Origin of the sequence: Streptococcus parasanguinis, from assembly GCF_901875555.1 — a bacterium.
GTDB lineage: Bacteria > Bacillota > Bacilli > Lactobacillales > Streptococcaceae > Streptococcus > Streptococcus parasanguinis_H.
The window spans coordinates 187,249-211,715 of sequence record NZ_CABFMD010000022.1; the positions used below are offsets into that span (position 1 = coordinate 187,249).

The window sequence follows — 24,467 nt, forward strand, 5'->3', positions numbered from 1 at the left end:
AGGATCCTGCCTTTTTGCTTTCTTACAAACAAGTTGAACAAGGTGATCAGATCTTTTTTCATTTGCAAAAAGAAAAACCTTCTCCAGAAGGGTAGGAAAAGGTTGGGGGATTTAGTTCCAGCTGGCAAAGTCGCAGACACTGAGAATGATCGTTCCAATTTCAATGGGGTCCTCTTTTGCACCCGATTCTAACCAGGTAACAATTACAGATTCGATCGTAGCGATGAAAATTTCTAGACCATACTTGTATGGAACTTGAAAGTCTGAAATGATGTGTTCTTTAGCGTGGGGAGTATCGTCCAGTGCATGAAGGGTAAAACTTCTTACCAATTTACTAAAGTCCGAGCAACAGGATTGTGACAATGCATATATAAAATCATAATTCTCTTTAATAGCGGTCAACACATTGAGAAAGTTTACCTTGACAGGACTTCCTTCAACGAAGAGGCTATCCAATTCTTGCATCATGTCCATTTTCATTTGCTCAAACATGTCGTATTTATCAACATAATGCAGATAGAAGGTCCCGCGGTTAATTCCAGCGGTTTCGGTTAATTGTCGAATAGTGATACTGTCAAAAGGTTGTTGTAAGAGCAGTTTCGAGAGTGCATTCCGTAAGTCTGACTTGGTTGTTGTTTGTCTTTGGCGTACCATATGTTCCTTTCTATAGTTGTATAAATCTGTTTCTATTTGTTTGATTTTAAAATAATTTATATGTTAAATAATTTTACTCAACTAATAAATAGAATTATACTCCAAAAAAAAGAAATGGACAAGAAATCCTATTTTTGTACAATTAATAAAAAATGTACAAAAATTTTACAAATTTATGAATGACGGGCACTGACAAGATTTTGTGAAAAGCTCACAACAACTAGTGATTAAAAATAATTCCCTCCTCAAAAAATGGTCAGGAAATTTTTAGGAACACAATAGAAAGCAAGAAAAAAGGAGTGGGACAGCAGCGCTTTGCTGACTGTTCCACTCCGCCTTATTTATTTGATAAAGGTGGTGTAGATCAAATTTAAATTTAAGACCGTTAAGACGATGGCGACCAGATAGCCTAATAAGGTATTCCATTTGGCGTTGACATGTTCTCCCATGATTTCTTTATTAGAGGTAAAGTATACCAGGGGAAAGATGGAGAACGGTAGGGCAAGCGATAGGAAGACTTGGGAATAGACCAAGAGGTCATCCAAGACATGCTCTTGATCTCCAAATAAAATAGCTACAATAATCACAGGAAGAAGAGCGAAAATCCGGGTCATAAGCCGTACCATCCACTGCGGTAGACGGAATTTCAAGAAGCCTTCCATAACGATTTGACCGGTCAACGTTCCCGTAATGGTCGAGTTTTGACCACTAGCCAACAAGGCTATGGCAAAGAGGGTCGACAAGAATGGACTGGCAATTGCCCCAGCGATTTGGTTGTCCTTGAGAGCATTGTACATGCTGGAGAAGGCACCGATCTTATCACCATGTCCAAAGAAGAGAGCTGCCCCAAGGATAAGGAGTAGAGAGTTGACGACAAAGGCCAAGCCCAACTCAATATTGGAGTCCCAGGTCATAAAGCGTACGGCACGCTTGATATCAGCTTGGTCCTTGTAGTCCACTCGACGGGTTTGAGAGATGGATGAGTGAAGGTAGAGATTGTGGGGCATGACAGTGGCTCCGATAATCCCAAGAGCCAAGGTCAAGGCTTCATTTCCTTTTGGAAGCCCGATCCCTAGTACTTCTTTTTGAGGTAGATAGCCGGCAAAGATCCCACCGATATCTGGTTTCGATAGAAAGACCAGATAGGCAAAGATGACTAGAATCGTTAAGATCAGAGTCGAAACGATGGCTTCAATTTTCCGAAAACCAAGGTGCATCAATCCCAATAAGAGGAAGACGTCAAAAATGGTGATCAGAATGGAAAAGAGCAAAGGCCATCCAAAAAGGAGGTGGAGAGCGATCCCAGAGCCGATGACTTCGGCTAAGTCTGTAGCCATGAGGGCTAATTCAATAACGACCCATAAGGTATAGCGAAGCCATTTAGGGAGGTGATGAGCGGTTGTTTGAGCTAGATCCTTACGATGAACAATCCCTAATTTTCCGGCCATTTGTTGCAATTGCATGGCAATCAAAGAAGAGAGGAGAACGATCGATAAGAGAAGGTAGCGATATTGGGCACCGCCGACCACACTGGTAATCCAGTTACCAGGGTCCATATAGCCAACGGCCACCAGACTACCTGGTCCTGAAAAGAGAAGAAGGGTTTTCCAAAAAGGGATTCCTTTTGGCACCTTGATGGACTGATTGATTTCTTGAAGGGATTTCCTTTCAATATGTTGTAAACTCATAATGAGCCTTCTTTCTAAGAAATAATCCAATTTCACTTTAATTATAGCATAAAATTTATAATAGTCTATTAGAATTAGAGGTTTTCTTGCCCTTTTTAGTGAAAAATCCTTTGAAACTCAAAGAAATAGAAAGAAAAGAACTTCCTATAAATCGTTGCTTCAGGCTGAAAGATTTTTGAGGCTCTGTTATAATGGAAGAAAGGAGTAGATCATGACGAAAATTGCTTTACTTTCGGATATCCATGGGAATATGACTGCTTTGGAGGCAGTCCTTGCGGATAGCCAAAGAGCCAAGGTGGACGAATACTGGCTTTTAGGAGATACCTTAATGCCTGGTACAGGTAGACGTGCACTCTTGGACTTGTTGGAGGAACTACCGATTACGGTTAAAGTCCTCGGTAACTGGGAAGATAGTATGTGGCGGGCCATGAAGGGAATGCTAGACCCTAAGAGATCGAGCCATCGCTACCTCATGCGCCAGTGCCAATATATTCTCGAAGAAATCACCCCCCAAGAAATCGAAGCCATGCAGGAGATGCCTATGCAGGTCCACCGAGAAATGAGTGGCTTGAAAATCGGGATTACCCACCACTTGCCGGATAAGAATTGGGGGCGTGAACTGATCCATATTGGAGAGCAGAAAGATTTCGACCGTTTGGTGACCAATCCTGCCTGTGATATCGCAGTCTATGGTCACATTCACCAGCAGTTTTTCCGCTATGGTTCAGGTGGAGAACTCATCCTCAATCCTGGCTCGATTGGCCAACCTTTCTTCTTAGAAAAGAACTTGCGCAAGGATCTTCGGGCCATGTACGCTATTCTTGAATTGGATGAAGTAGGTCTTAAGGATGTTGATTTTAGACGGGTGGATTATGACGTCGCTAGGGAACTCCAACTCGCCAAAGACCTGCATCTGCCATACTACCAAGTTTATTATGAGAGTTTGGTCAATGGCATTCACCATACGCACAACCATGAGCTTCTTCATGAGATTGAACACAGAGAAGGTCATGATCTCGAAATCGATGCTTGGTTACAGACCTTCTTTTCATAGTGTAACTATTGACATTACATCTAAAAAGAGTATAATGAAGAGAAAGAAAATGCTTTGCTGACTAGATTGAGAGGAATGAAGGATGCAAATTTCGAGTCGGTTTACAATCGGGACTCATGTCTTGATCATGATTGCTCTACAAGGAGAAAAAACAAAAGTAACCAGTGATTTTTTGGCAGAGAGTGTTGGTGTGAATCCTGTTATTATTCGAAAGACCTTGTCTCAGTTAAAGAAAGCGGGATTGATCCATGTAGCGCGTGGGACAGGAGGAGCTGAACTCGCTAAAGCAGCCGATGAGATCAGTCTGCTGGATATCTATCAAGCGGTCGAATGCTTAGGTTCGACAGGCCAATTATTTGGTTTCCATGAAAAACCCAATCCAAATTGCCCAATAGGTCACAATATCCACCATGTCTTAGATGGGAAACTCGAAGACATTCAGACTGCTATGGAAAAAGAGATGGCTCAAACCACATTAAAAGACGTCGTGGAAGATACGCAGAAAAGAATGAATCTCGGATCCGTTTCATAAGAAAAATGAGAGTGGGACAGAAATCGGTCATTCGTTAGAATTCGATTTCGTCGTCCTACCTCCGCACAGTTGAGTAGGGCTGTAAAAGCTGATGAAATCAGCCTAGTAGAGCCCACTCAATCACTGCGTCTTGCTTGACAATCCAAAGAAAATTGAGAGGCCAGGACTTTTGTCCCAGCCTCATTTTTTATATTTATTGACAAAACATTCTGTTTGCTACGACTTGGATCTACAAAAGGTTTAGTCAAAGTAAAGCAAGTCTTTGCTGGTTTCTGTAAAGAGTCCAAAGCCGTCTTTTGTGACATAGCCACAGTCTTCGATACGGACTCCGACTTTACCTGGGATATAGATCCCTGGTTCGACAGAGAAACACATACCTTCTTCAAGTACCATGTCATTTCCTTCCATAATAGAAGGGAATTCATGCACATCCATACCGATCCCGTGTCCGAGGCGGTGGTTGAAGTATTCACCATAGCCAGCTTTTTCTATGACGCTCCGTGCAGCCCGGTCTACGTCATGTGCGGTTACACCTGGTTTGATCATGTCAATGGCTGCTTGTTGAGCTTCTAACGTCAAGTGGTAGATTTCTTTTTTGAAATCATCTGGTTTTCCAACTGCAACGGTACGAGTCATATCTGATGCATAACCATTCACCATACAGCCAAGGTCAAAGAGCAAGAGGGCATCGTTTTCGACTTTGTTGCTTCCAGGAATTCCGTGTGGGTTAGCTGCATTATTCCCCGTCAAGACCATAGTTTCAAAACTCATTTCATAACCTAGGCGTTTGATACCAAAGTCGATTTCTGCTACGATATCCGTTTCTGTTTTATCCAGTGTGATGGCGTCAAATCCCATATTGACAGCCTTATCTGCATATTGGCCAGCCACCAACATTTTTTGGATTTCATCGGCAGACTTAATCAAGCGCATCCGGTTAATTCGTGGTGTCAAGTTGGTAAATGTTGCTTTTTCAAAGACTGTACGCAAGCCATTGTATTTTGTAAGGATCAAGTTATCATATTCAAGTGCAACGGTTTTGGCATCTGGTTTTGCGATAGCCCCTTTAATCTTTTCCCAAGGGTTTTCAGAATCCACATAGCCAACCACTTGGAAATCGACAACTGCAGTCGCCCGTTCCACTTCAAGTGCAGGAACGAAGAGAAGGGGTTCGTGGTCTGTAAAGACGAACAAGAAGAGTTGGCGTTCGTGGGGATCACTGTAAAATCCAGTCAGGTAATTGATCGTGACAGGATCAGATACAACAGCGACATCTGTTTTTTCAGTTTCAAGAAAATCGACGATTTGATCTAATTTAGACATAATGCTACCTTCTTTCTATGGATCTATTTTGTCAAATTTTCCCCAAAAAAGCAAGAGTTTACAAATTTTTACCAAAATACTTGAAAGTGTTTACAATACATGATAAAATAGGAATAATTAGAGAGTGAAAACGAAATTTTCAAAAATGAAAGGAAATCTTATGAATACAGACGATACAGTAACGATTTATGATGTCGCCCGTGAAGCAGGGGTTTCAATGGCAACCGTTAGTCGTGTAGTGAATGGAAATAAAAACGTTAAAGAAAATACACGTAAAAAAGTTTTGGAAGTGATCGAACGTTTAGACTATCGTCCAAATGCTGTTGCGCGTGGTCTTGCTAGCAAGAAAACCACAACAGTCGGTGTTGTGATTCCAAACATTACCAACAGTTATTTCTCCACCTTGGCTAAAGGGATCGATGACATTGCCGAAATGTACAAGTACAACATCGTTCTTGCAAATAGCGATGAAGACGATGACAAAGAAGTTTCAGTGGTAAATAACCTCTTTTCAAAACAAGTGGATGGGATTGTTTTCATGGGCTATCACTTGACAGAAAAGATTCGCTCAGAATTTTCACGTTCTCGGACACCTGTTGTCCTTGCTGGGACAGTCGATGTTGAACACCAATTACCAAGTGTCAATATCGACTACAAGCAAGCGACTGTTGATGCTGTTACACAGTTGACAAAACACAATAAGAAAATTGCTTTTGTAAGTGGCCCATTGGTGGATGATATCAATGGAAAAATCCGTTTGGCGGGCTATAAAGAAGCTTTGAAAGCGAAAAAATTGAGCTATAGTGAAGGGCTTGTGTTTGAATCTAAATACCGTTACGATGAAGGCTACAACTTGGCAGAACGCATCATTGCATCAAAAGCAACAGCTGCCTTTGTGACAGGTGATGAATTAGCTGCAGGTCTTTTGAACGGTTTGTCTGATAAAGGTATCAAAGTACCAGAAGATTTTGAAATCATTACCAGCGATGACTCACAAGTAACTCGTTACACGCGTCCAAATCTATCAACGATTGGCCAACCTTTATATGACCTTGGGGCGATCAGTATGCGTATGTTGACCAAGATCATGCACAAAGAAGAGTTGGAAGAACGCGAAGTGCTGTTGTCTCATACGATCAACCAACGTGGAACGACGAAAAAATAAGGATTAGTAGACTAGAGTCTCGACTTGGGAAGACGTGTCTACTAGTCTGATAGGTTAGAACATCACTGTTCTAGCCTCTTTTTTTATACTGCAAACAGGTAGAGACTTGCTGGGCACTCTTTATTTCGGTATAATAGAAAGTATGAAAGTTTTACTGTATTTAGAAGGAAAATCCGTACTACAAAAATCAGGAATTGGTCGAGCCTTGCAGCACCAAATGCATGCACTTGATTTGGCTGGAATTCCCTATACGACAGATATTTTGGGAGATTATGATGTGGTGCATATCAATACCTATGGACCTCGGAGTTTTCTCTTGCTCCATGCAGCAAAACGTCGTGGAAAAAAAGTCATCATGCATGGCCATTCAACCCGTGAGGATTTTGAGAATTCCTTTATTGGATCTAACCTTTTTGCGCCCTTGTTTGGAAAGTATTTGGCTCATATGTACCAAAAGGCAGACTATGTCATCACGCCTTCTGAGTATTCCAAACACTTGATCCAGTCCTATGGAGTGACGACTCCGATCATTGCCGTCTCCAATGGAATTGATTTGGAAAAATACAAAAAAGATCCCAAGAAAGAAGAAGTCTTTCGTAAGCATTTCAAGATACAAGAAGGTCAAAAGGTTGTCATTTGTGCGGGGCTTTATTTTAAACGCAAAGGAATCGAAGATTTCGTCGAAGTCGCTCGTCGTATGCCGGATGTGCGCTTTATTTGGCTAGGTTCTATCAACAAATGGATCATTCCGCGTAAGATCCGCCGTTTGGTGGAAAAGGATCATCCAAGTAATGTGGAATTTCCTGGTTATTTCAAGGGAGCAGTCTTCCAAGGGGCTATGACGGGAGCGGACGCCTTTTTCTTCCCATCCTATGAGGAAACAGAAGGAATTGTTGTTTTAGAAGCCTTGGCTAGCCATCAACATACGGTCTTGCGGGACATTCCCGTTTACAATGGCTGGATCGACGAGAGCTCATCTGAATTGTGCCACAATGTGGATGAATTTGTGGATTCCTTGAACAAGGTCTTGAATGGACAAGTGGACAAGCGGGAGGCTGGCTATAAGGTTGCTGAAAGTCGTTCGATCGACTTAGTGGCCCATCAATTGGTCGAAGCCTATCAAACAGTTTTGGAGATGTAAGATGCGTGTAGGGTTATTTACAGATACCTATTTCCCGCAAGTGTCGGGAGTGGCGACCAGTATTCGGACGCTCAAAACAGAATTGGAAAAATTGGGTCACACGGTCTTCATTTTTACAACGACCGATAAAGATGTGAACCGCTATGAAGATTGGCAGATCATTCGGATTCCAAGTGTGCCCTTCTTTGCCTTTAAGGACCGTCGAGTTGCCTATCGTGGCTTCTCAAAGGCACTTGCCATTGCCAAGCAATACCAGTTGGATATTATCCATACCCAGACAGAGTTTTCACTGGGCCTCTTGGGAGTGTGGATTGGACGCGAGTTGCGGATTCCAGTCATCCACACCTACCATACCCAGTATGAGGACTATGTTCGTTACATTGCTCGAGGCATGGTCATTCGCCCAAGTATGGTCAAATACATTGTGAGAAGTTATATGAATGATCTGGACGGCGTCATCTGCCCGAGTGAGATCGTCTATGACTTGCTTCAAAAGTACAAGGTTAAGGCAGAAAAAAGAATTATTCCGACAGGGATTGATCTGGCTAAATTTGACCGACCAGAGATCACCTCGACAGAGACAGCTGCTCTGCGTGAAAAATATGAAGTAGCAGAAGATGAAACACTCTTGTTGAGCCTGTCGCGGGTCTCTTATGAGAAGAACATTCAGGCCGTTATTGCGGCTCTTCCTGATGTCCTCAAGGTCAATTCTAAGGTCAAGTTGATCGTTGCTGGGGATGGTCCTTATCTGGATGATTTGAAAAAGCAGGCCGCCAAGCTCGAAATTTCAGATGCGGTGATCTTTACGGGGATGATTCCGCCAAATGAGACGGCTCTCTACTACAAGGCGGCGGACTTCTTTATTTCGGCATCTACTAGTGAGACCCAAGGCTTGACCTATTTGGAAAGTATCGCTAGTGGCACGCCTGTTATTGCGCATGGCAATCCTTATCTGGACCATGTGATTGATGATCCCATGTTTGGAAAACTTTTCTATGAAGAAAGTGATCTAGCAGCCGCTATTGTAGAAGCGATTGAAGCTAAATCTGCAATCGATGAGGCCAAATGGGCTGCAAAGATCGATGATATTTCCGCAGCGACCTTTGGTCGTCGGGTTTACGAATTTTACCTGGATAAAATCATTTCCAAAGATTTTACAAATGATATCACTCCAGAACAAAGTCGTATGAAACGGATGTCCAAGAAAATTGTTAAAATTCCAACCAAGGTCATTGCTCTTCCGGTCAATGGATCGGTGAAAATGATGAAGGCTTCAGTCAAACAAGTCAAGAAAATCCGTAAAATCACGCATTTCTTTGATTGAAAATAAAACTTTTTCTTGCAAAATTTTTCAATCGTGCTATAATAACTGTCAGAGACATATCAAATCTAGGAAATCTAATAGAGAGCGCGTGAAGCTGGAAATCGCGTAGAGGATAGGTTTGGGACTACTCGAGATACTTTTATGCAAACATAAAACGGTGGCCACGTTAGAGCCAATCAGAGGTGTCCCTCTTTTTTGAGGAACATAAATGAAGGTGGAACCACGTTGCGACGTCCTTTCGAGGATGTCGCTTTTTTGTATTCATCCTCTGCTTGAAGACACCTCTTCCCAAACATTACTTACGAAATTAATTTAAGGAGAAAACCATGATTAAGATTACTTTTCCAGATGGCGCTGTTCGTGAATTCGAATCTGGCGTTACAACTTTTGAAATTGCCCAATCGATCAGCAATTCCCTAGCTAAAAAAACTCTTGCTGGTAAATTCAACGGCAAATTGATAGACACAACTCGTGCCATCACCGAAGATGGAAACATCGAAATCGTGACACCTGATCACGAAGATGCCCTTTCCATCTTGCGTCACTCTGCTGCTCACTTATTTGCTCAAGCAGCTCGTCGTCTTTTCCCAGATATTCATTTGGGGGTCGGTCCAGCGATTGAAGACGGCTTCTACTACGATACAGACAATCAAGCGGGTCAAATCTCTAACGAAGATCTTCCTCGTATCGAAGAAGAAATGAAGAAAATCGTGAAAGAAAACTTCCCATCTATCCGTGAAGAAGTGACTAAGGATGAAGCGCGCGAAATCTTCAAAAATGATCCATACAAATTGGAATTGATCGAAGAACACTCTGAAGATGCAGGTGGCTTGACCATCTACCGTCAAGGTGAATACGTAGACCTTTGCCGTGGCCCACACGTCCCATCAACAGGTCGCATCCAAGTCTTCCATCTTCTTAACGTTGCTGGTGCTTACTGGCGCGGTAATAGTGACAATGCCATGATGCAACGGATTTACGGTACAGCTTGGTTTGACAAGAAAGATTTGAAGAACTACCTTCAAATTCGTGAAGAAGCTAAAGAACGTGACCACCGTAAACTTGGGAAAGAACTTGATTTGTTCATGATTTCTCAAGAAGTTGGTCAAGGTCTTCCATTCTGGTTGCCAAATGGTGCAACGATTCGTCGTATCCTCGAACGCTATATCGTGGACAAGGAAGTGGCTGCGGGCTACCAACACGTTTACACTCCACCAATTGCTTCTGTTGAACTATATAAGACTTCAGGTCACTGGGATCACTACCGTGAAGATATGTTCCCTCCAATGGATATGGGAGATGGGGAAGAATTTGTCCTTCGTCCAATGAACTGTCCACACCACATCGAAGTCTACAAACACCATGTTCACTCTTATCGTGAATTGCCAATCCGTATCGCTGAAATCGGTATGATGCACCGTTACGAAAAATCAGGTGCCCTTACAGGTCTTCAACGTGTCCGTGAAATGTCTCTTAATGATGGACATACCTTCGTTGCTCCAGAACAAATCGAAGATGAATTCAAGAAAATCCTTCAATTAATCATCGATGTCTATGAAGATTTCAACTTGACGGATTACCGCTTCCGTTTGTCTTATCGTGATCCTGCAGATAAACACAAATACTTTGACAATGATGAAATGTGGGAAAATGCTCAACGCATGTTGAAAGCAGCCGTTGACGACATGGGTGTTGAATACTACGAAGCCGAAGGGGAAGCAGCCTTCTACGGACCAAAATTAGATATCCAAATGAAGACAGCTCTTGGTAAAGAAGAAACCCTCTCTACCATCCAGCTTGACTTCTTGTTGCCAGAACGCTTTGATCTCCACTATATCGGAGCTGATGGCGAAGAACATCGTCCAGTTATGATTCACCGTGGAGTTATCTCAACCATGGAACGCTTCACAGCTATCCTGATTGAAAACTACAAGGGAGCCTTCCCAACATGGCTTGCTCCTCACCAAGTCACTGTGATTCCTGTTTCAAACGAAAAACACGTGGACTACGCTTGGGAAGTAGCGAAGAAACTTCGTGACCGTGGTGTCCGTGTCGATGTCGATGAACGCAATGAAAAAATGCAGTTCAAGATTCGTGCTTCTCAAACTCAGAAGATTCCTTACCAATTGATCGTTGGAGACAAGGAAATGGAAGAGAATGCTGTAAACGTCCGTCGTTATGGTCAAAAAGAAACAGAAACTATGCCAGTAGATGCATTTGTAGAATTGATTCTTGCAGATATCGCCAATAAATCTCGTGTTGAGAAATAAACCATTTAACCTAGAACAAAATCTCAGCCACCTAAAAAGCAACAACTGAAATAGTTGTTGCTTTTTTACATTTTGATTAACCTGAGCTAGTAGTGATTGGTCAAACCACCACAAATAGTATCCTCATCAACGATCCTTTCTATCCACTAATTTTTGGTTATAGGATATCCTCCTAAGATTTGCTTCCATGAGTTAGATAAGTTGACTATCCTCAATCCTTATCTGCTTTATTTTCTTTTGCGAGGTCATCTTGTGAATCTTTTTCAGATAGTTTTTGATCAATATACTTGTCAATGGTTTCATAAAATTCCTTGGTCATCTCACTATCTATTTTTTGCGAATTATTGACTTGATTGACTTTCAATTGAACAGATTGAATACCGTAAGAGGCTTGTTTTTGGCGAATAGTTTCTAATTCTTCTTCTGAAATCGGATCTCCAATAACCGTCAAGACCAATTCATTATTACTTGACTTGTAAACTTGATTAATGACCGTATAATTGGCGAACTCTTTTCCTACGAACTGTTTGATCTCTTGTTTTCGTTTTTCATTCATCGTCAGAGTGACTGCTGAATAGCTGGCTGGAAGAACCAATAATACAATCAAGGATATCAAGCCAATTTTCATTTTAATGTTTAGCTCTTTAAATGAACTTAAGGCAGATTTTTTCATCATAATTCTTGTTCCAACAATGTTGGTTAGCATGATAAAGACACAGTTGATCGAAAAAAGATAAAGAGCCCCAAATAAAAATCGTACATTTCCAATAGCTAAGCCATAACCCGCAGTACAGATAGGTGGCATCAGAGCTGTTGCAATGGCTACTCCTGGCACGATATTGTTTGCTTCTTTTTTCCTTGAACCAATGACACCTGCTATCCCACCCGCAATAGCAATGAGAACATCCCAAATGGTTGGAGAGGTTCGTGCAATCAACTGGCTACTTGCATAAGATAAGGGAGAAATCCAGAAATACAGAGTCGATACAAGCAAACTGACCAATACTTGAGTAAATAAAACCTTTAGAGATTGCTCGATTAAACGCGTATCAAAAATAGCTAAACCAAACCCCAGTCCAACAATCGGTGTCATAAGAGGGGAAATCAGCATGGATCCAATAACGACAGCTGTTGAATTCATATTTAGACCTATAGAGGCAATAAAAATCGAACACATCAAAATCAGTGTATCTCTTAATCGAACATGAAGGTCATCATATAGTTTCTCACGGAATTCACGTGTTGAATAGTTTCCGGACATTGGTTACTCCTTTTATTTCATATAATCTTGTTTCTGCATGGATGATGGTAGAGAGACTTCTGTCTAAACTGACATATTTTTAATTCTCACCTGTGATTCTTTTGAACATTATCTTTTAAATATCCATCAGTCCATCCTACATATTATATCAAAAATTTTACAGTGTTTCTCTGAAGAAATCAATTAATTGAACAGATAGAGAAAGGAAGAAATTTTTGTATCCTTATCCGAAGAAAAAAACGACATCTCCTCTGAAAGTAGATACCGTTTTAATGTTTAAACATGATGAGTTTGTAGCAGCAATCCTAGCTGATATCGCCAACAAATCTCGTGTTGAGAAATAATGAAAAAAGAAAAGATTGAGCTCAGTCTTTTTTCATGCTTTTATTTGAAAGTCTAGCCATTGAGGCTCCACATTTCTTCATAAGTTTGATATAATAAGAAAATAGAGATTGATAAGGAAAAGTAGCATTAGAAACAGGTATGTAAGATGAAAAAAATATTAGTAGTTGATGATGAAAAACCAATTTCAGATATTATCAAATTTAACATGGCAAAAGAGGGCTATGAAGTCTTGACAGCCTTTGATGGCCGGGAAGCTTTGGAAGTCTTTGTGGCTGAGAATCCGGACATTATTATTCTAGATTTGATGTTGCCAGAGATTGATGGTTTGGAAGTAGCGCGTACGATTCGCAAGACCAGCAATGTGCCCATCATTGTCCTATCTGCTAAAGATACGGAATTTGATAAGGTGATCGGACTTGAAATTGGGGCTGATGACTATGTCACCAAACCTTTCTCTAATCGGGAATTGCAAGCGCGTGTGAAGGCCTTGTTGCGTCGTTCGGAGTTTGCGGCTGATCCTCAGCTTGAAAATGAGGCCGACACTGAGATTGTCATTGGAGATCTTCACATTCTTCCAGATGCTTTCTTGGTTCAAAAAGGCAATAAAGAATTGGATCTAACCCATCGTGAGTTTGAATTGCTCTATCACCTTGCGACTCATGTCGGTCAAGTCATGACCCGTGAGCACCTTCTTGAGACGGTGTGGGGCTATGATTACTTTGGTGATGTTCGGACGGTGGACGTGACGGTTCGTCGTTTGCGTGAAAAAATCGAGGACACACCGGGACGTCCAGAATATATCTTGACTCGCCGTGGTGTCGGATATTATATGAGAAACAATGATTGATCAACTAAAACAATTTGTCATGTCGTCGAACTTTGTCTTTGTTTTGATTACGGTTGGGTTTATCATTGTGGTTGCCTTGCTTCTCCTAGAAAACCGTAGGGACAATATCAAGCTCAGACAACTAAATACCAAAATTAAAGATCTGATTGCTGGGGATTACTCTGAAGTGGTCGACATGCAAGGAAGTCCAGAACTGACGGATATGACCAACAGTATCAATGATCTGTCTGAAGTCATTCGTCTGACGCATGAAAACCTAGAGCAGGAAACCAAGCGGCTGACCAGTATTCTTTCTTACATGACAGACGGGGTGCTTGCGACCAACAGACGGGGTCAGATCATCATGGTCAATGAAATGGCAGCCAAGCAATTAAATGTCAATCCAGATGAGGTGCTCAATACCAGTATTCTTGATTTGCTCTCGATCGGAGACGACTATGATCTGCGCAGCTTAATTACTGAAGTACCAGAGTTAACCATCGATTCCCAGGATGAAAATGGGGAGTACTTAAGCCTTCGTGTGCGCTTTGCTTTGATTCGTCGCGAGTCAGGTTTTATCTCTGGTCTGGTAGCTGTCTTGCACGATACGACAGAGCAGGACAAGGAAGAGCGGGAACGTCGCCTCTTTGTCTCCAATGTCAGCCATGAATTGCGGACCCCATTGACCAGTGTCAAATCTTACTTGGAAGCCTTGGACGATGGAGCTATATTTGAGCCGGTGGCACCAGATTTTGTCAAGGTTTCACTGAATGAAACCAACCGCATGATGCGTATGGTCACAGATCTTTTGAGCTTGTCACGAATCGATAATGAAACTAGTCAGTTGGACATCGAGTTGACCAACTTTACGGCCTTTATTACCTTTATTTTAAACCGGTTTGATAAGATCAAGAGTCAATCGCAAGAAGATACCAAGAAGTATGAACTGATCCGTGAATACCCAATCACCCCGATTTGGGTTGAAATTGATACGGATAAAATGACCCAGGTAATCGACAATATCCTAAACAATGCCATCAAATACTCACCCGATGGTGGGAAAATCAAGGTAGGGATGAAAACAACAGACGCCCAGTTGATTATCTCTATCTCAGATGAGGGCTTGGGAATTCCCAAGAAAGACTTGCCACGCATTTTTGATCGCTTTTACCGAGTGGATAAGGCGCGTAGCCGGGCCCAAGGTGGGACTGGTCTGGGCTTAGCCATTGCTAAGGAGATCATTAAGCAGCACAAAGGCTTTATTTGGGCCAAGAGTGAATATGGTAAGGGATCTACCTTTACCATTGTCTTGCCGTACGACAAAGATGCGATTAAAGACGACTGGGATACAGAAGAGGAAGAATAAGGAGTCAATGACAGAAGAGGGATTTAAGTACAGTATTTTAGCTTCAGGTTCTAGTGGAAATTCTTTCTACCTTGAGACACCAAATAAAAAACTGCTCATTGATGCAGGGCTATCAGGGAAAAAGATTACGGGACTACTTGCCGAAATCGATCGCAAACCAGAAGACTTAGATGCCATTTTGATTACGCACGAACACTCAGACCATATCCATGGTGTGGGTGTTTTAGCGCGGAAGTATGGAATGGATCTCTATGCTAATGAAGCTACTTGGAAGGCCATGGAAGGAACCAAGTATCTAGGAAAGGTCGATGATGCTCAAAAGCATATCTTTGAAATGGGAAAGACCAAGACATTTGGCGATATCGATATCGAAAGTTTTGGGGTCAGTCACGATGCTGCAGCCCCTCAATTTTACCGCTTTATGAAGGATGGCAAGAGCTTTGTCATGCTGACGGATACGGGCTATGTGAGCGATCGTTTGGCAGGAATCGTCGCGGATGCGGATGGCTATCTGATTGAGTCCAACCATGATGTAGAAATTCTTCGAGCAGGTTCGTATGCTTGGCGTTTGAAGCAACGGATCTTGTCTGATCTGGGTCACCTTTCAAATGAAGATGGGGCAGATGCCATGATCCGGACCTTGGGAAATCGCACCAAGAAGATTTATCTGGGGCATTTGTCAAAAGAGAACAATATCAAAGAATTGGCCCATATGACCATGGAGAACCAACTGGCTCGGGCAGATCTAGCAGTCGGTCATGATTTTGAAGTGCTGGATACCTCGCCAGACACTGCAACTCCATTGACGAAGATATAAGATGGAAAACCACCTGCGGGTGGTTTTTTGATAGCTGTTGAAAATCCCTTCACCTAGTAATGAATTTGCTCTTTACCTTAAATTCGTGTATGATAGTAAAGGACGAATTCTGAGTTGCAAATATCGTGTTTCATTAAAACAGAGGAGTAATTGAAATGAAAAAGGTGATGTTATTACTGGCAAGTTTAGTTGCTTTAACAGCTTGTAGTCAGTCTAAGCAAGATACGAAAGAGTCAACCTCCACTCAAACGGCGAAGGAAACAAAAGTATCAGAGTCTTCTAAAAAAGAAAAAGAATTGAAATTTGTGGTGGCCCCTCAATATGAAGGAAAGACGTCTGATCTTATTGAGTTAGGGAAGAAATTGGTTAAAGAACATCCTGAAGTTGGTAGCGAGGGGAATATGGCGGTCTATTTTACCGGGGCTGTTTCAGATGGCAGGGCGGCACTCATGCTGGTCAATAAGACAGATGTAGATATCAAGAAAAATTTGAACTTTTCAATTACCTGGACTTATGATGGAAAGGCTATTTTTGAGAATCAAAAGGTCAGTTATTTTTTCAAGGATAGTGGCAAATTACCCTCTTATACAGCAACTCTAATCTTATTACCATTGAACGAGGAACAAATGGGGATTGTGAATGAAATGTCAGCCCCATCTAAGATGACGCTTCAAATGTCAGATGTGAGTGTTGTAGAGTGATTATGAAACAAGAAACATACAAAGGAGAAGAAAATGCGCCTTGTTTATCTTACGATTGGTTTTATATCATTGGGACTAGGAATTATTGGAATTCCTTTGCCGATTTTACCGACAACCCCCTTTTTATTGCTGTCCATGGCTTGCTTTGCTAAAAGTTCCAAACGCTTTGAAAAGTGGCTCTACCAAACCAAGCTTTATCAGACCTATGTAGCGGATTACCGAGAGACCAAATCGATTGCCAAAGAACGGAAGAAATGGATCCTTCTTCAGATCTACATTCTGATGGGCATTTCGATCTATCTGGCACCGATTATTTGGGTGAAGCTTGCTTTAGGAGCTTTGACGATTTTTATCACCTTTTATCTCTTAAAAGTGATCCCCAATAAGCCGGAAAATCAAACAGACGAAGATCCTGATTAAAAATGGAGAAATCAGGCCATAGAACTAGGAAAAGAAGTGCGTTCGTGCTTCTTTTTTGGTATACTAAAGTGTATGAATTTATTAGAAAGTAGGCTTTCCATGGAGAAATTACAAGCCCTGTTATTGGAACGGTTTCAGATCGTTTTTTCAGATAGCAGTTTATTAGAAACTGCCTTTACGCACACTTCTTACGCTAATGAGCATCGCCTCTTAAAAATTTCACATAACGAACGTTTGGAATTTTTAGGAGACGCTGTTCTTCAATTAGTTATTTCCGAATATTTGTACAAGGAACACCCCAACAGACCGGAAGGAGATTTGTCTAAATTTCGTTCCATGATTGTCCGCGAAGAAAGTCTGGCTGGGTTTTCTCGGGATTGCCAATTTGATCTCTATATCAAACTGGGCAAAGGCGAAGAAAAATCAGGTGGCCGGGATCGTGATACCATCCTTGGTGACTTATTTGAAGCCTTTTTAGGTGCTTTGTTGCTGGATAAAGGGGTGGACGCTGTCAAACGCTTCATCTATCAGGTCATGATTCCCAAGGTTGAAACGGGTCAATTTTCTCAAGTCATTGACTATAAGACTCGTTTGCAAGAACTCTTACAGGTTCATGGGGATGTGGAGATCCAATACCGAGTGATTAGTGAGTCGGGTCCTGCTCATGCCAAAGAGTTTGAGGTGGAAGTATTCGTGAACGGCAAAACTCTAGGTCGTGGTCATGGTCGCTCCAAGAAATTAGCGGAGCAAGAAGCAGCCCGCAATGCAGTTGAAACGAGGAAAGATGGCTCATGTATCTAAAAGAGATTGAAATACAAGGCTTTAAATCCTTTGCGGATAAGACCAAGGTCGTATTTGACAAAGGGGTCACTGCTGTTGTAGGGCCTAATGGATCTGGAAAATCAAATATCACGGAGAGCTTGCGCTGGGCCCTGGGGGAATCCAGTGTCAAGAGTCTACGTGGGGGCAAGATGCCCGATGTCATTTTTGCAGGGACAGAAGCGAGAAAACCCTTGAATTATGCTTGTGTAACGGTTGTTTTGGACAACCAGGACAGTTTTATACAGCAAGCGGGGAAAGAAATTCGGGTCGAACGCCATATTTATCGCTCAGGAGACAGTGAGTACAAGATCGATGGCAAGAAAGTACGTCTCAGAGATGTGCATGATTTGTTCATGGATACGGGATTGGGACGAGATTCCTTCTCCATCATCTCTCAAGGACGGGTGGAGGAGATCTTTAACTCCAAACCGGAAGAACGCCGGGCTATCTTTGAAGAAGCTGCCGGAGTCTTGAAATTTAAGACGCGTCGCAAGGAAACAGAGACCAAGCTGAATCAAACCCAGGAGAATTTGGACCGTCTAGAGGACATCATCTATGAATTAGAAGGACAGATCCAGCCTCTTGAAAAGCAAGCGACGGTTGCTCGTCGTTTCTTGGAATTGGATCAAGAACGCCAGGTACTCTTGCTGGATGTTTTGGTTGCCCAAGTCGATCTGACAAAGGACCTTTATGAAAAGGCTGACCAAGAAGAAAAAGCCATTCAAGAACAGTTGGCCTCTTATTACCAACGTCGTCAGGTTCTAGAAGAAGACAATGTCCGCATCAAGAAAGCCCGACATCAGTTGGATGAAAGCTTAGCTGAGGACCAGGCGAGCTTGCTAGAGGTCACTCGTTTGATCAGTGATTTGGAAAAGCAAATCGAAGTCGCTAAGCTGCAATCGAGTCAAGCAGCCCATAGTCGCAAGGAAAATCTAGAGCGACTGGATGCTGTTTTGGCCCGTCTGGAAGAAGCAAAACAAGAGCTGGCTCAAAAACAAGAGACGCTAGCAACTCTTCAACAAAGACTGACAGAGAACCGTCAGCAACAAGAGCAGTTGGAAAAAGAATTAGCCAACTATGAAGAAGATCCGGAACAAGTCATTGAGCATCTACGTGAGCAGTATGTGGAGCTCTTACAGACAGAAGCTGAAAAATCTAATGAGCGGACAGCGATTGAGAGCCGAATCCAAGCGCTCCTACAAGAATCTAGCCATCGTCAAGAGGACTTGACCAAGGCGCAATCCAATTTTGAAGCTGCCAAGGAAAAAGAAGGTCGACAATTGGAGGAGTTGGATCAGGCACAAGCGACGGTCAAAGACCTATTAGCAGAATACCAAAATCAATTGGTAAAAGTGGAGCAGGCCAAAGCTGCCTACCAAGAGGCTCAAACGGCTATGTTTGACTTGATGGATGAGAGCAAGAACAAACGGGCGCGGATCAATAGTTTGGAAGCCATTCAGAAGAACCATAGTAACTTCTATGCAGGCGTCAAGAGCGTCTTACAAGAAGCGGACCGCCTAGGAGGCATCTGTGGGGCTGTTAGTGAGAATTTGAGTTTTTCAAAAGACTACCAAACAGCGCTTGAAATTGCTCTGGGAGCTAGTAGCCAACAGATCATTGTCGAGGATGAAAAGGCCGCAACACGAGCAATTGACTTCTTAAAACGCAATCGCTTAGGACGGGCAACCTTCCTTCCGCTAACGACGATCAAAGCCCGTCAACTCTCTCCGCGGAATATGGAGTTGATTCAAACCAGTGCAGGATTTTTAGGACTTGCGAGTGACTTGGTGACTTATGAGAATCGTTTTAAACAGATTTTCCAAAACTTGCTTGGAGTAACGGCCATCTTTGACACGACGGAGCATGCGCGTGAGGCGGCTCGTAAAGTCAACTATCAAGTTCGAATCGTGACCCTAGATGGGACCGAATTGCGGACGGGTGGATCTTACGCCGGTGGTGCCAATCGTTCCCAAAATACGGTCTTTGTCAAACCAGAATTAGACAGTTTAAAACAGGAAATGCAAGCTCTGGATGCTCGTTTGAGGGAAGCTGAGCAGGAGGTAGAGACCAAGGACAATCTGCTCAAGCAGGCGCAAGAATACCTGGCTTCCATTCAAAGCCAGGGTGAGCAAGCGCGTCTGGAGCAACAGCGGGCCCAATTGGCTTACCAACAATGCCAAGAGCAACTGAAAGAAATTCAGGAACTCTTAGAGGCTTTGAAGTCAGAATTGGCAACAGATGCGACCCAATCTCTACAAGAAGAGCAGGAGTCCCTTACCGAGCAATTGGCAGCGATTGAGCTTCAAAAAGAAAACTTGAATCGCGACATTGAAACCATGAAGTCGGATAAAGATGTCCTGCAACAAAAGGTGCAAAACCTGCAAGAGCAATTGGCAGGACTGCGACTCCAACAGACGGAATATAAAAGTCAACAAAGTTACGAGCAAACAGATGCTCGGCGTTTGGAAGAAACGATCACTCAGTTGGAAGTAGAAGAGCATCAGTTGCAATTGCTGATTGAACAAGGCGAGGCCCAAGTTCAGACAGTCGATGTAGAGCAGCTAGCCAATCAATTGACGCAGGCTCAAGCCAAGAAAACGGACTTGGAACAAGGGATCATTCGAAAACGCTTTGAGCTGGATGATTTAGAAGGCCAGGCCGAAGATGTGGCAGAACAGATGGAACAAGCGCGCAAGAAAAACGAAGAGTGGATTCGTCAACAAGCTAAGGCTGAAGCGACACGTGAAAAGCATGCAGATCGCTTGAACAAGCTCTTAACGCAAATTACTGATGAATTCATGCAAAGCTTTGACCAAGCCAAAGAACAGGCCAAACCTATTGAAAATCTTGCGGCAGCTGAAAACCAGCTCAAGAGCATCGAAAAAGACATTAAGGCGCTGGGTCCTGTCAATGTGGACGCGATCGAGCAGTACGATGAGGTGAAGGGGCGTTTTGATTTCCTTTCTAGCCAACGAGAGGACGTCTTGGAAGCTAAAAATATGCTCATGTCTACCATCAACGACATGAATGATGAAGTCAAGGAACGCTTTAAATCAACCTTTGAAGCCATTCGTGAATCCTTTAAGGTTACTTTCCGTCAAATGTTTGGAGGTGGTTCTGCTGATTTGATCCTGACAGAGCCAGATCTTCTGACAGCTGGTGTTGAGATTTCTGTGCAACCACCTGGTAAAAAGATCCAATCCTTAAACCTCATGAGTGGTGGAGAAAAAGCCTTGTCAGCCTTGGCCCTCTTGTTCTCGATTATTCGCGTCAAGACCATTCCATTTGTGATTCTAGATGAGGTAGAGGCGGCTCTGGATGAAGCCAATGTCAAACGATTTGGTGATTACCTCAATCGCTTTGATAAGGAAAGCCAATTTATCGTCGTGACCCACCGGAAGGGAACCATGTCAGCAGCTGATTCCATTTACGGTGTGACCATGCAGGAATCAGGGGTTTCTAAAATCGTCTCAGTAAAATTGAAAGACTTAGAAAATGAAGAATAATGATATCAAATTGATCGCTACGGATATGGATGGAACCTTTCTAAATGACCAACATCAGTACGATCAAGCCCTCTTAGGCAAGGTATTAGCGAGTTGCAAGGAAAATGGAGTGTATTTTGCTGCAGCAAGTGGGCGTGCCCTCCTTTCGCTAAAGACTCTTTTTAAAGGGTTTCAAGACCAAATGATTTTTATCGCTGAAAATGGCAGTGTGGTGGAATTTCATGGAGAAGATCTCTATGAAGCCACCATGTCCAAAGACTTTTATTTGGGTGTATTTGAAACTTTAAAATCCTCTCCCTATGCGGATCCAAACAAGGTTCTCTTGACAGGGAAAAAGGGAAGCTATGTCTTAGAAACAGTAGATCCCGACTATCTGACCTTGAGTCAGCACTACAATGAAAACATTCAAAAAGTGAAAAGCTTAGCAGATATTCAGGATGAAATTTTCAAATTGACCACCAACTTTGATGCAGCTCTTGTCTTTGAAGGAGAGCAATGGGTCAATGAGCATATCCCAGGCGTCAAAGCAATGACGACAGGTTTTGAATCGATTGATATTGTCCTCGATTATGTCGATAAGGGAGTGGCGCTTACTGCCTTAGCGGATAAACTAGGGATTTCGATGGATCAGGTGATGGCTTTTGGAGACAACCTAAATGACCTCCATATGATGCAGGTCGTGGGCCATCCTGTAGCACCAGAAAATGCACGTCCGGAAATCTTAGCGATTGCTGAAACAGTCATCGGCCACCATGCGACTGGTTCAGTTCTGCGTTATATGGAGGAAGTACTATGAGTCAGATTGCCTTGATTGCACTGGATTTAGATGGGACCTTGCTTAATTCTGAAAAAAAGATTTCTACCCGTAATCGGGCGGCCCTTGCTGCTGCACGGGCTCAAGGTATCAAAGTGGTATTGACCACTGGTCGTCCTTTGAAAGCCATGGATTTTCTCTTGGAAGAATTGGGAACAGCCGGTCTCAAAGAAGAGTATACAATTACCTTCAACGGTGGCTTGGTGCAGCGAAACAATGGCGAAATCCTTTCGAAAATCGTTTTTACGAAAGAAGATGTCGATCGTATCCATGATGAAACAGCTCGTCTAGGCCTTCCTCTTGATGCCATCAGTGAGGGAACTGTTTATGAGATTCATGCGGATCGGAAGTCTCTATACTCCCGTTACAATCCGTACTTGAACTTTATTGAGGTGGATGCGAACGACTTACCCGACACCATCTCCTATAACAAGTGTGTGACCGCTTTTGATCAAGAATTTTTGGATTCAGCTATTGCACAGATAAAGCCTGAGCTCTTTCAAAACTATGAAATTTTTAAATCTCGGGACATGCTACTGGAATGGTGCCCCAAAGATGTTCACAAGGCAAGGGGATTAGCAGCATTGGCTACCTTCTTGGGCTTTGAGGCGGATCAAGTCATGGCTTGTGGAGATGAAGCCAACGATCTATCCATGATCCAGTGGGCTGGACTTGGGGTAGCTATGGGAAATGCAGTGCCAGAAGTAAAGGAAGTCGCAGCCCTTGTTGCACCTATGACGAACGACCAAGACGCTGTCGCATGGGCAATTGAAAATTATGTGCTAAAGGAGAGTGAATAAATGGGATTATTTGATCGTTTATTTGGTAAAAAAGAAAAGACAGAAAAAGTCCTTCCGACTTCTGAAGAAGTGACGGAAAACAAAGAGCAAGAAGTAGCTGATACAGAGGAGCCAAAAGCTGTTTCCCAAGACCGGGACGAGCAAAAGATCTCTGACATGGAGGCTTATTACCAAGAGCTTAAAGAGCGGATTGCAGCCACACATCAACCTGTTTCAACCGTCACTCAAGAAGAGTCATCAGAGGAACCTCTTGTTGAAGAAAAAGAGAGTGTAGAGGCTAGTGAGGACCAAGCGCCAGTAGAAGAAATCACGGAAGTAGCCATCCCTGCTGAACCAGTAGAAGAAATCACGGAAGTAGCCATCCCTGCTGAGTCGGCAGAAGAAATTGCAGAAGTGGAAGCTCCTGCTGAACCAGTAGAAGAAATTGCAGAAGTGGAAACTCCTGCTGAACCATCAGAAGAATTTGTAGAAGTGGAAGCTCCTGCTGAACCGGCAGAAGAAATTACAGCAGTGGAAATCCCTGCTGAGCCAGCAGAAGAAATCACTGAAGAGGCAGCCCCAGCTGAACCGGCAGAAGAAATTACGGAAGTAGCCATCCCTGCTGAGTCGGCAGAAGAAATCACTGAAGAGGCAGCCCCAGCTGAACCGGTGGAAGCTCCAGATCAGGAAGCTCAATCCGAGGTCGCACCTCAGCAAGAGACCATTCAGGAAAAATATGATCGTAGCTTGAAAAAGACACGGACTGGATTTGGCGCACGTCTCAATGCCTTCTTTGCCAATTTCCGTTCAGTCGATGAAGAATTCTTTGAAGAATTGGAAGAACTCTTGATCATGAGTGACGTTGGGGTTCAGGTTGCCTCCAATTTAACCGAAGAATTACGCTATGAAGCCCGGTTGGAGAATGCTAAAAAACCAGATGCTCTCAAGCGCGTGATCATTGAAAAACTAGTAGATTTGTATGAAAAAGATGGCCAATTTAACGAAGCCATCCAATTTCAAGAGGATCTCACTGTCATGCTCTTTGTCGGGGTTAATGGTGTCGGAAAAACCACTTCTATCGGGAAATTAGCGCACAAATACAAACAAGAAGGCAAAAAAGTCATGTTGGTTGCGGCGGATACCTTCCGTGCAGGAGCAGTAGCTCAACTGGCAGAATGGGGACGTCGCGTGGATGTTCCAGTTGTGACAGGCCCTGAAAAATCAGATCCGGCAAGCGTTGTCTTTGATGGAATGGAACGCGCCATTGCGGAGAACGTCGATATCTTGATGATTGATACGGCTGGCCGTCTGCAAAACAAGGACAACCTCATGGCAGAGCTTGAAAAAATCGGACGGATTATCAAGCGTGTTGTGCCGGAGGCACCGCACGAAACCTTACTTGCGCTCGATGCTTCGACGGGTCAAAATGCCTTGGTTCAAGCCAAAGAGTTTTCAAAAATCACACCTGTAACTGGGATTGTCTTAACCAAGATTGATGGAACGGCTCGAGGTGGGGTCGTGCTTGCGATTCGTGAAGAATTGGATATCCCAGTGAAGTTGATTGGATTTGGAGAAAAGATTGATGACATCGGACCATTTAACTCAGAAAACTTCATGCGTGGCCTTTTAGAAGGATTGATTTAACCGTACAATAGAAAA

At 43.0% G+C, this 24,467-nt stretch carries 20 protein-coding genes; 16 read left to right on the forward strand and 4 right to left on the reverse strand.

Translation table 11 applies throughout. From position 1 onward, the window contains the following. Window positions 1–111: 111 nt before the first annotated feature. A complete protein-coding gene (locus JX304_RS05910; protein ID WP_031576432.1) occupies window positions 112–654 on the reverse strand; it encodes a TetR/AcrR family transcriptional regulator in 543 nt (180 codons plus the stop codon). Window positions 655–995: 341 nt separating this feature from the next. Further along, window positions 996–2,342, reverse strand: coding sequence for an Nramp family divalent metal transporter (locus JX304_RS05915; RefSeq protein ID WP_205011674.1), 1,347 nt, complete (start codon window positions 2,340–2,342; stop codon window positions 996–998). 211 nt (window positions 2,343–2,553) lie between these two features. On the opposite strand from JX304_RS05915, the gene JX304_RS05920 reads away from it, so the two are divergent. After that, complete coding sequence (locus JX304_RS05920; RefSeq protein ID WP_205011675.1) at window positions 2,554–3,396, forward strand: metallophosphoesterase family protein; 843 nt, start codon at window positions 2,554–2,556, stop codon at window positions 3,394–3,396. Window positions 3,397–3,478: 82 nt separating this feature from the next. Continuing rightward, a complete protein-coding gene (locus tag JX304_RS05925) occupies window positions 3,479–3,928 on the forward strand; it encodes an Rrf2 family transcriptional regulator (RefSeq protein ID WP_205011676.1) in 450 nt (149 codons plus the stop codon). 240 nt (window positions 3,929–4,168) lie between these two features. Here the strand turns inward: JX304_RS05925 and JX304_RS05930 are convergent, their stop codons facing one another. Next, entirely contained in the window at window positions 4,169–5,251 is a 1,083-nt protein-coding gene (locus JX304_RS05930) for a M24 family metallopeptidase (RefSeq protein WP_205011677.1), read from the reverse strand. Between the two features lie 160 nt (window positions 5,252–5,411). On the opposite strand from JX304_RS05930, the gene ccpA reads away from it, so the two are divergent. The 4 genes from ccpA (at window position 5,412) to thrS (ending at window position 11,151) form a co-directional block, all read left to right on the forward strand. After that, window positions 5,412–6,416 (forward strand): catabolite control protein A, encoded by a 1,005-nt coding sequence (gene ccpA / locus JX304_RS05935; RefSeq protein ID WP_205011678.1) that lies wholly within the window; start codon window positions 5,412–5,414, stop codon window positions 6,414–6,416. A gap of 142 nt (window positions 6,417–6,558) precedes the next feature. Then, window positions 6,559–7,557 (forward strand): glycosyltransferase family 4 protein, encoded by a 999-nt coding sequence (locus tag JX304_RS05940; protein ID WP_205011679.1) that lies wholly within the window; start codon window positions 6,559–6,561, stop codon window positions 7,555–7,557. A 1-nt stretch (window position 7,558) separates the two neighbouring features. Continuing rightward, on the forward strand, window positions 7,559–8,881 hold the full coding sequence (locus tag JX304_RS05945) for a glycosyltransferase family 4 protein (protein ID WP_205011680.1): 1,323 nt from the start codon (window positions 7,559–7,561) through the stop codon (window positions 8,879–8,881). Window positions 8,882–9,207: 326 nt separating this feature from the next. Beyond that, complete coding sequence (thrS, locus tag JX304_RS05950) at window positions 9,208–11,151, forward strand: threonine--tRNA ligase (RefSeq protein ID WP_205011681.1); 1,944 nt, start codon at window positions 9,208–9,210, stop codon at window positions 11,149–11,151. Window positions 11,152–11,362: 211 nt separating this feature from the next. On the opposite strand, the gene JX304_RS05955 is transcribed toward thrS, so the two are convergent. After that, on the reverse strand, window positions 11,363–12,412 hold the full coding sequence (locus tag JX304_RS05955; RefSeq protein WP_205011682.1) for a TIGR00341 family protein: 1,050 nt from the start codon (window positions 12,410–12,412) through the stop codon (window positions 11,363–11,365). A 490-nt stretch (window positions 12,413–12,902) separates the two neighbouring features. On the opposite strand from JX304_RS05955, the gene yycF reads away from it, so the two are divergent. From yycF to ftsY, 10 genes are all read left to right on the forward strand, one after another. After that, on the forward strand, window positions 12,903–13,604 hold the full coding sequence (gene yycF / locus JX304_RS05960; protein ID WP_118396652.1) for a response regulator YycF: 702 nt from the start codon (window positions 12,903–12,905) through the stop codon (window positions 13,602–13,604). Then, on the forward strand, window positions 13,597–14,949 hold the full coding sequence (gene vicK / locus JX304_RS05965) for a cell wall metabolism sensor histidine kinase VicK (protein ID WP_205011683.1): 1,353 nt from the start codon (window positions 13,597–13,599) through the stop codon (window positions 14,947–14,949). The genes yycF and vicK overlap by 8 nt, the downstream gene beginning before the upstream one ends. A 7-nt stretch (window positions 14,950–14,956) precedes the next feature. Next, window positions 14,957–15,766, forward strand: coding sequence for an MBL fold metallo-hydrolase (locus tag JX304_RS05970; protein ID WP_205011684.1), 810 nt, complete (start codon window positions 14,957–14,959; stop codon window positions 15,764–15,766). Between the two features lie 155 nt (window positions 15,767–15,921). Beyond that, window positions 15,922–16,467: a hypothetical protein gene (locus JX304_RS05975; protein WP_205011685.1), complete on the forward strand. Its 546-nt coding sequence runs from the start codon at window positions 15,922–15,924 to the stop codon at window positions 16,465–16,467. Window positions 16,468–16,500: 33 nt separating this feature from the next. After that, window positions 16,501–16,887 carry a YbaN family protein gene (locus JX304_RS05980; protein WP_205011686.1) on the forward strand — a complete coding sequence of 129 codons (387 nt, stop codon included), beginning with the start codon at window positions 16,501–16,503 and terminating at the stop codon, window positions 16,885–16,887. A 99-nt stretch (window positions 16,888–16,986) separates the two neighbouring features. Beyond that, the gene (gene rnc / locus JX304_RS05985) at window positions 16,987–17,688 is read left to right on the forward strand and encodes a ribonuclease III (RefSeq protein WP_205011687.1); all 702 of its coding nucleotides are present in this window, start codon (window positions 16,987–16,989) and stop codon (window positions 17,686–17,688) included. Beyond that, complete coding sequence (gene smc, locus JX304_RS05990; protein ID WP_205011688.1) at window positions 17,679–21,215, forward strand: chromosome segregation protein SMC; 3,537 nt, start codon at window positions 17,679–17,681, stop codon at window positions 21,213–21,215. Before rnc ends, smc begins: the two co-directional genes overlap by 10 nt. Further along, window positions 21,205–22,011, forward strand: coding sequence for a Cof-type HAD-IIB family hydrolase (locus JX304_RS05995; protein WP_205011689.1), 807 nt, complete (start codon window positions 21,205–21,207; stop codon window positions 22,009–22,011). The genes smc and JX304_RS05995 overlap by 11 nt, the downstream gene beginning before the upstream one ends. After that, window positions 22,008–22,829: a Cof-type HAD-IIB family hydrolase gene (locus tag JX304_RS06000; protein ID WP_205011690.1), complete on the forward strand. Its 822-nt coding sequence runs from the start codon at window positions 22,008–22,010 to the stop codon at window positions 22,827–22,829. Before JX304_RS05995 ends, JX304_RS06000 begins: the two co-directional genes overlap by 4 nt. After that, a complete protein-coding gene (gene ftsY, locus JX304_RS06005) occupies window positions 22,830–24,452 on the forward strand; it encodes a signal recognition particle-docking protein FtsY (protein ID WP_205011691.1) in 1,623 nt (540 codons plus the stop codon). Window positions 24,453–24,467: the final 15 nt, after the last annotated feature.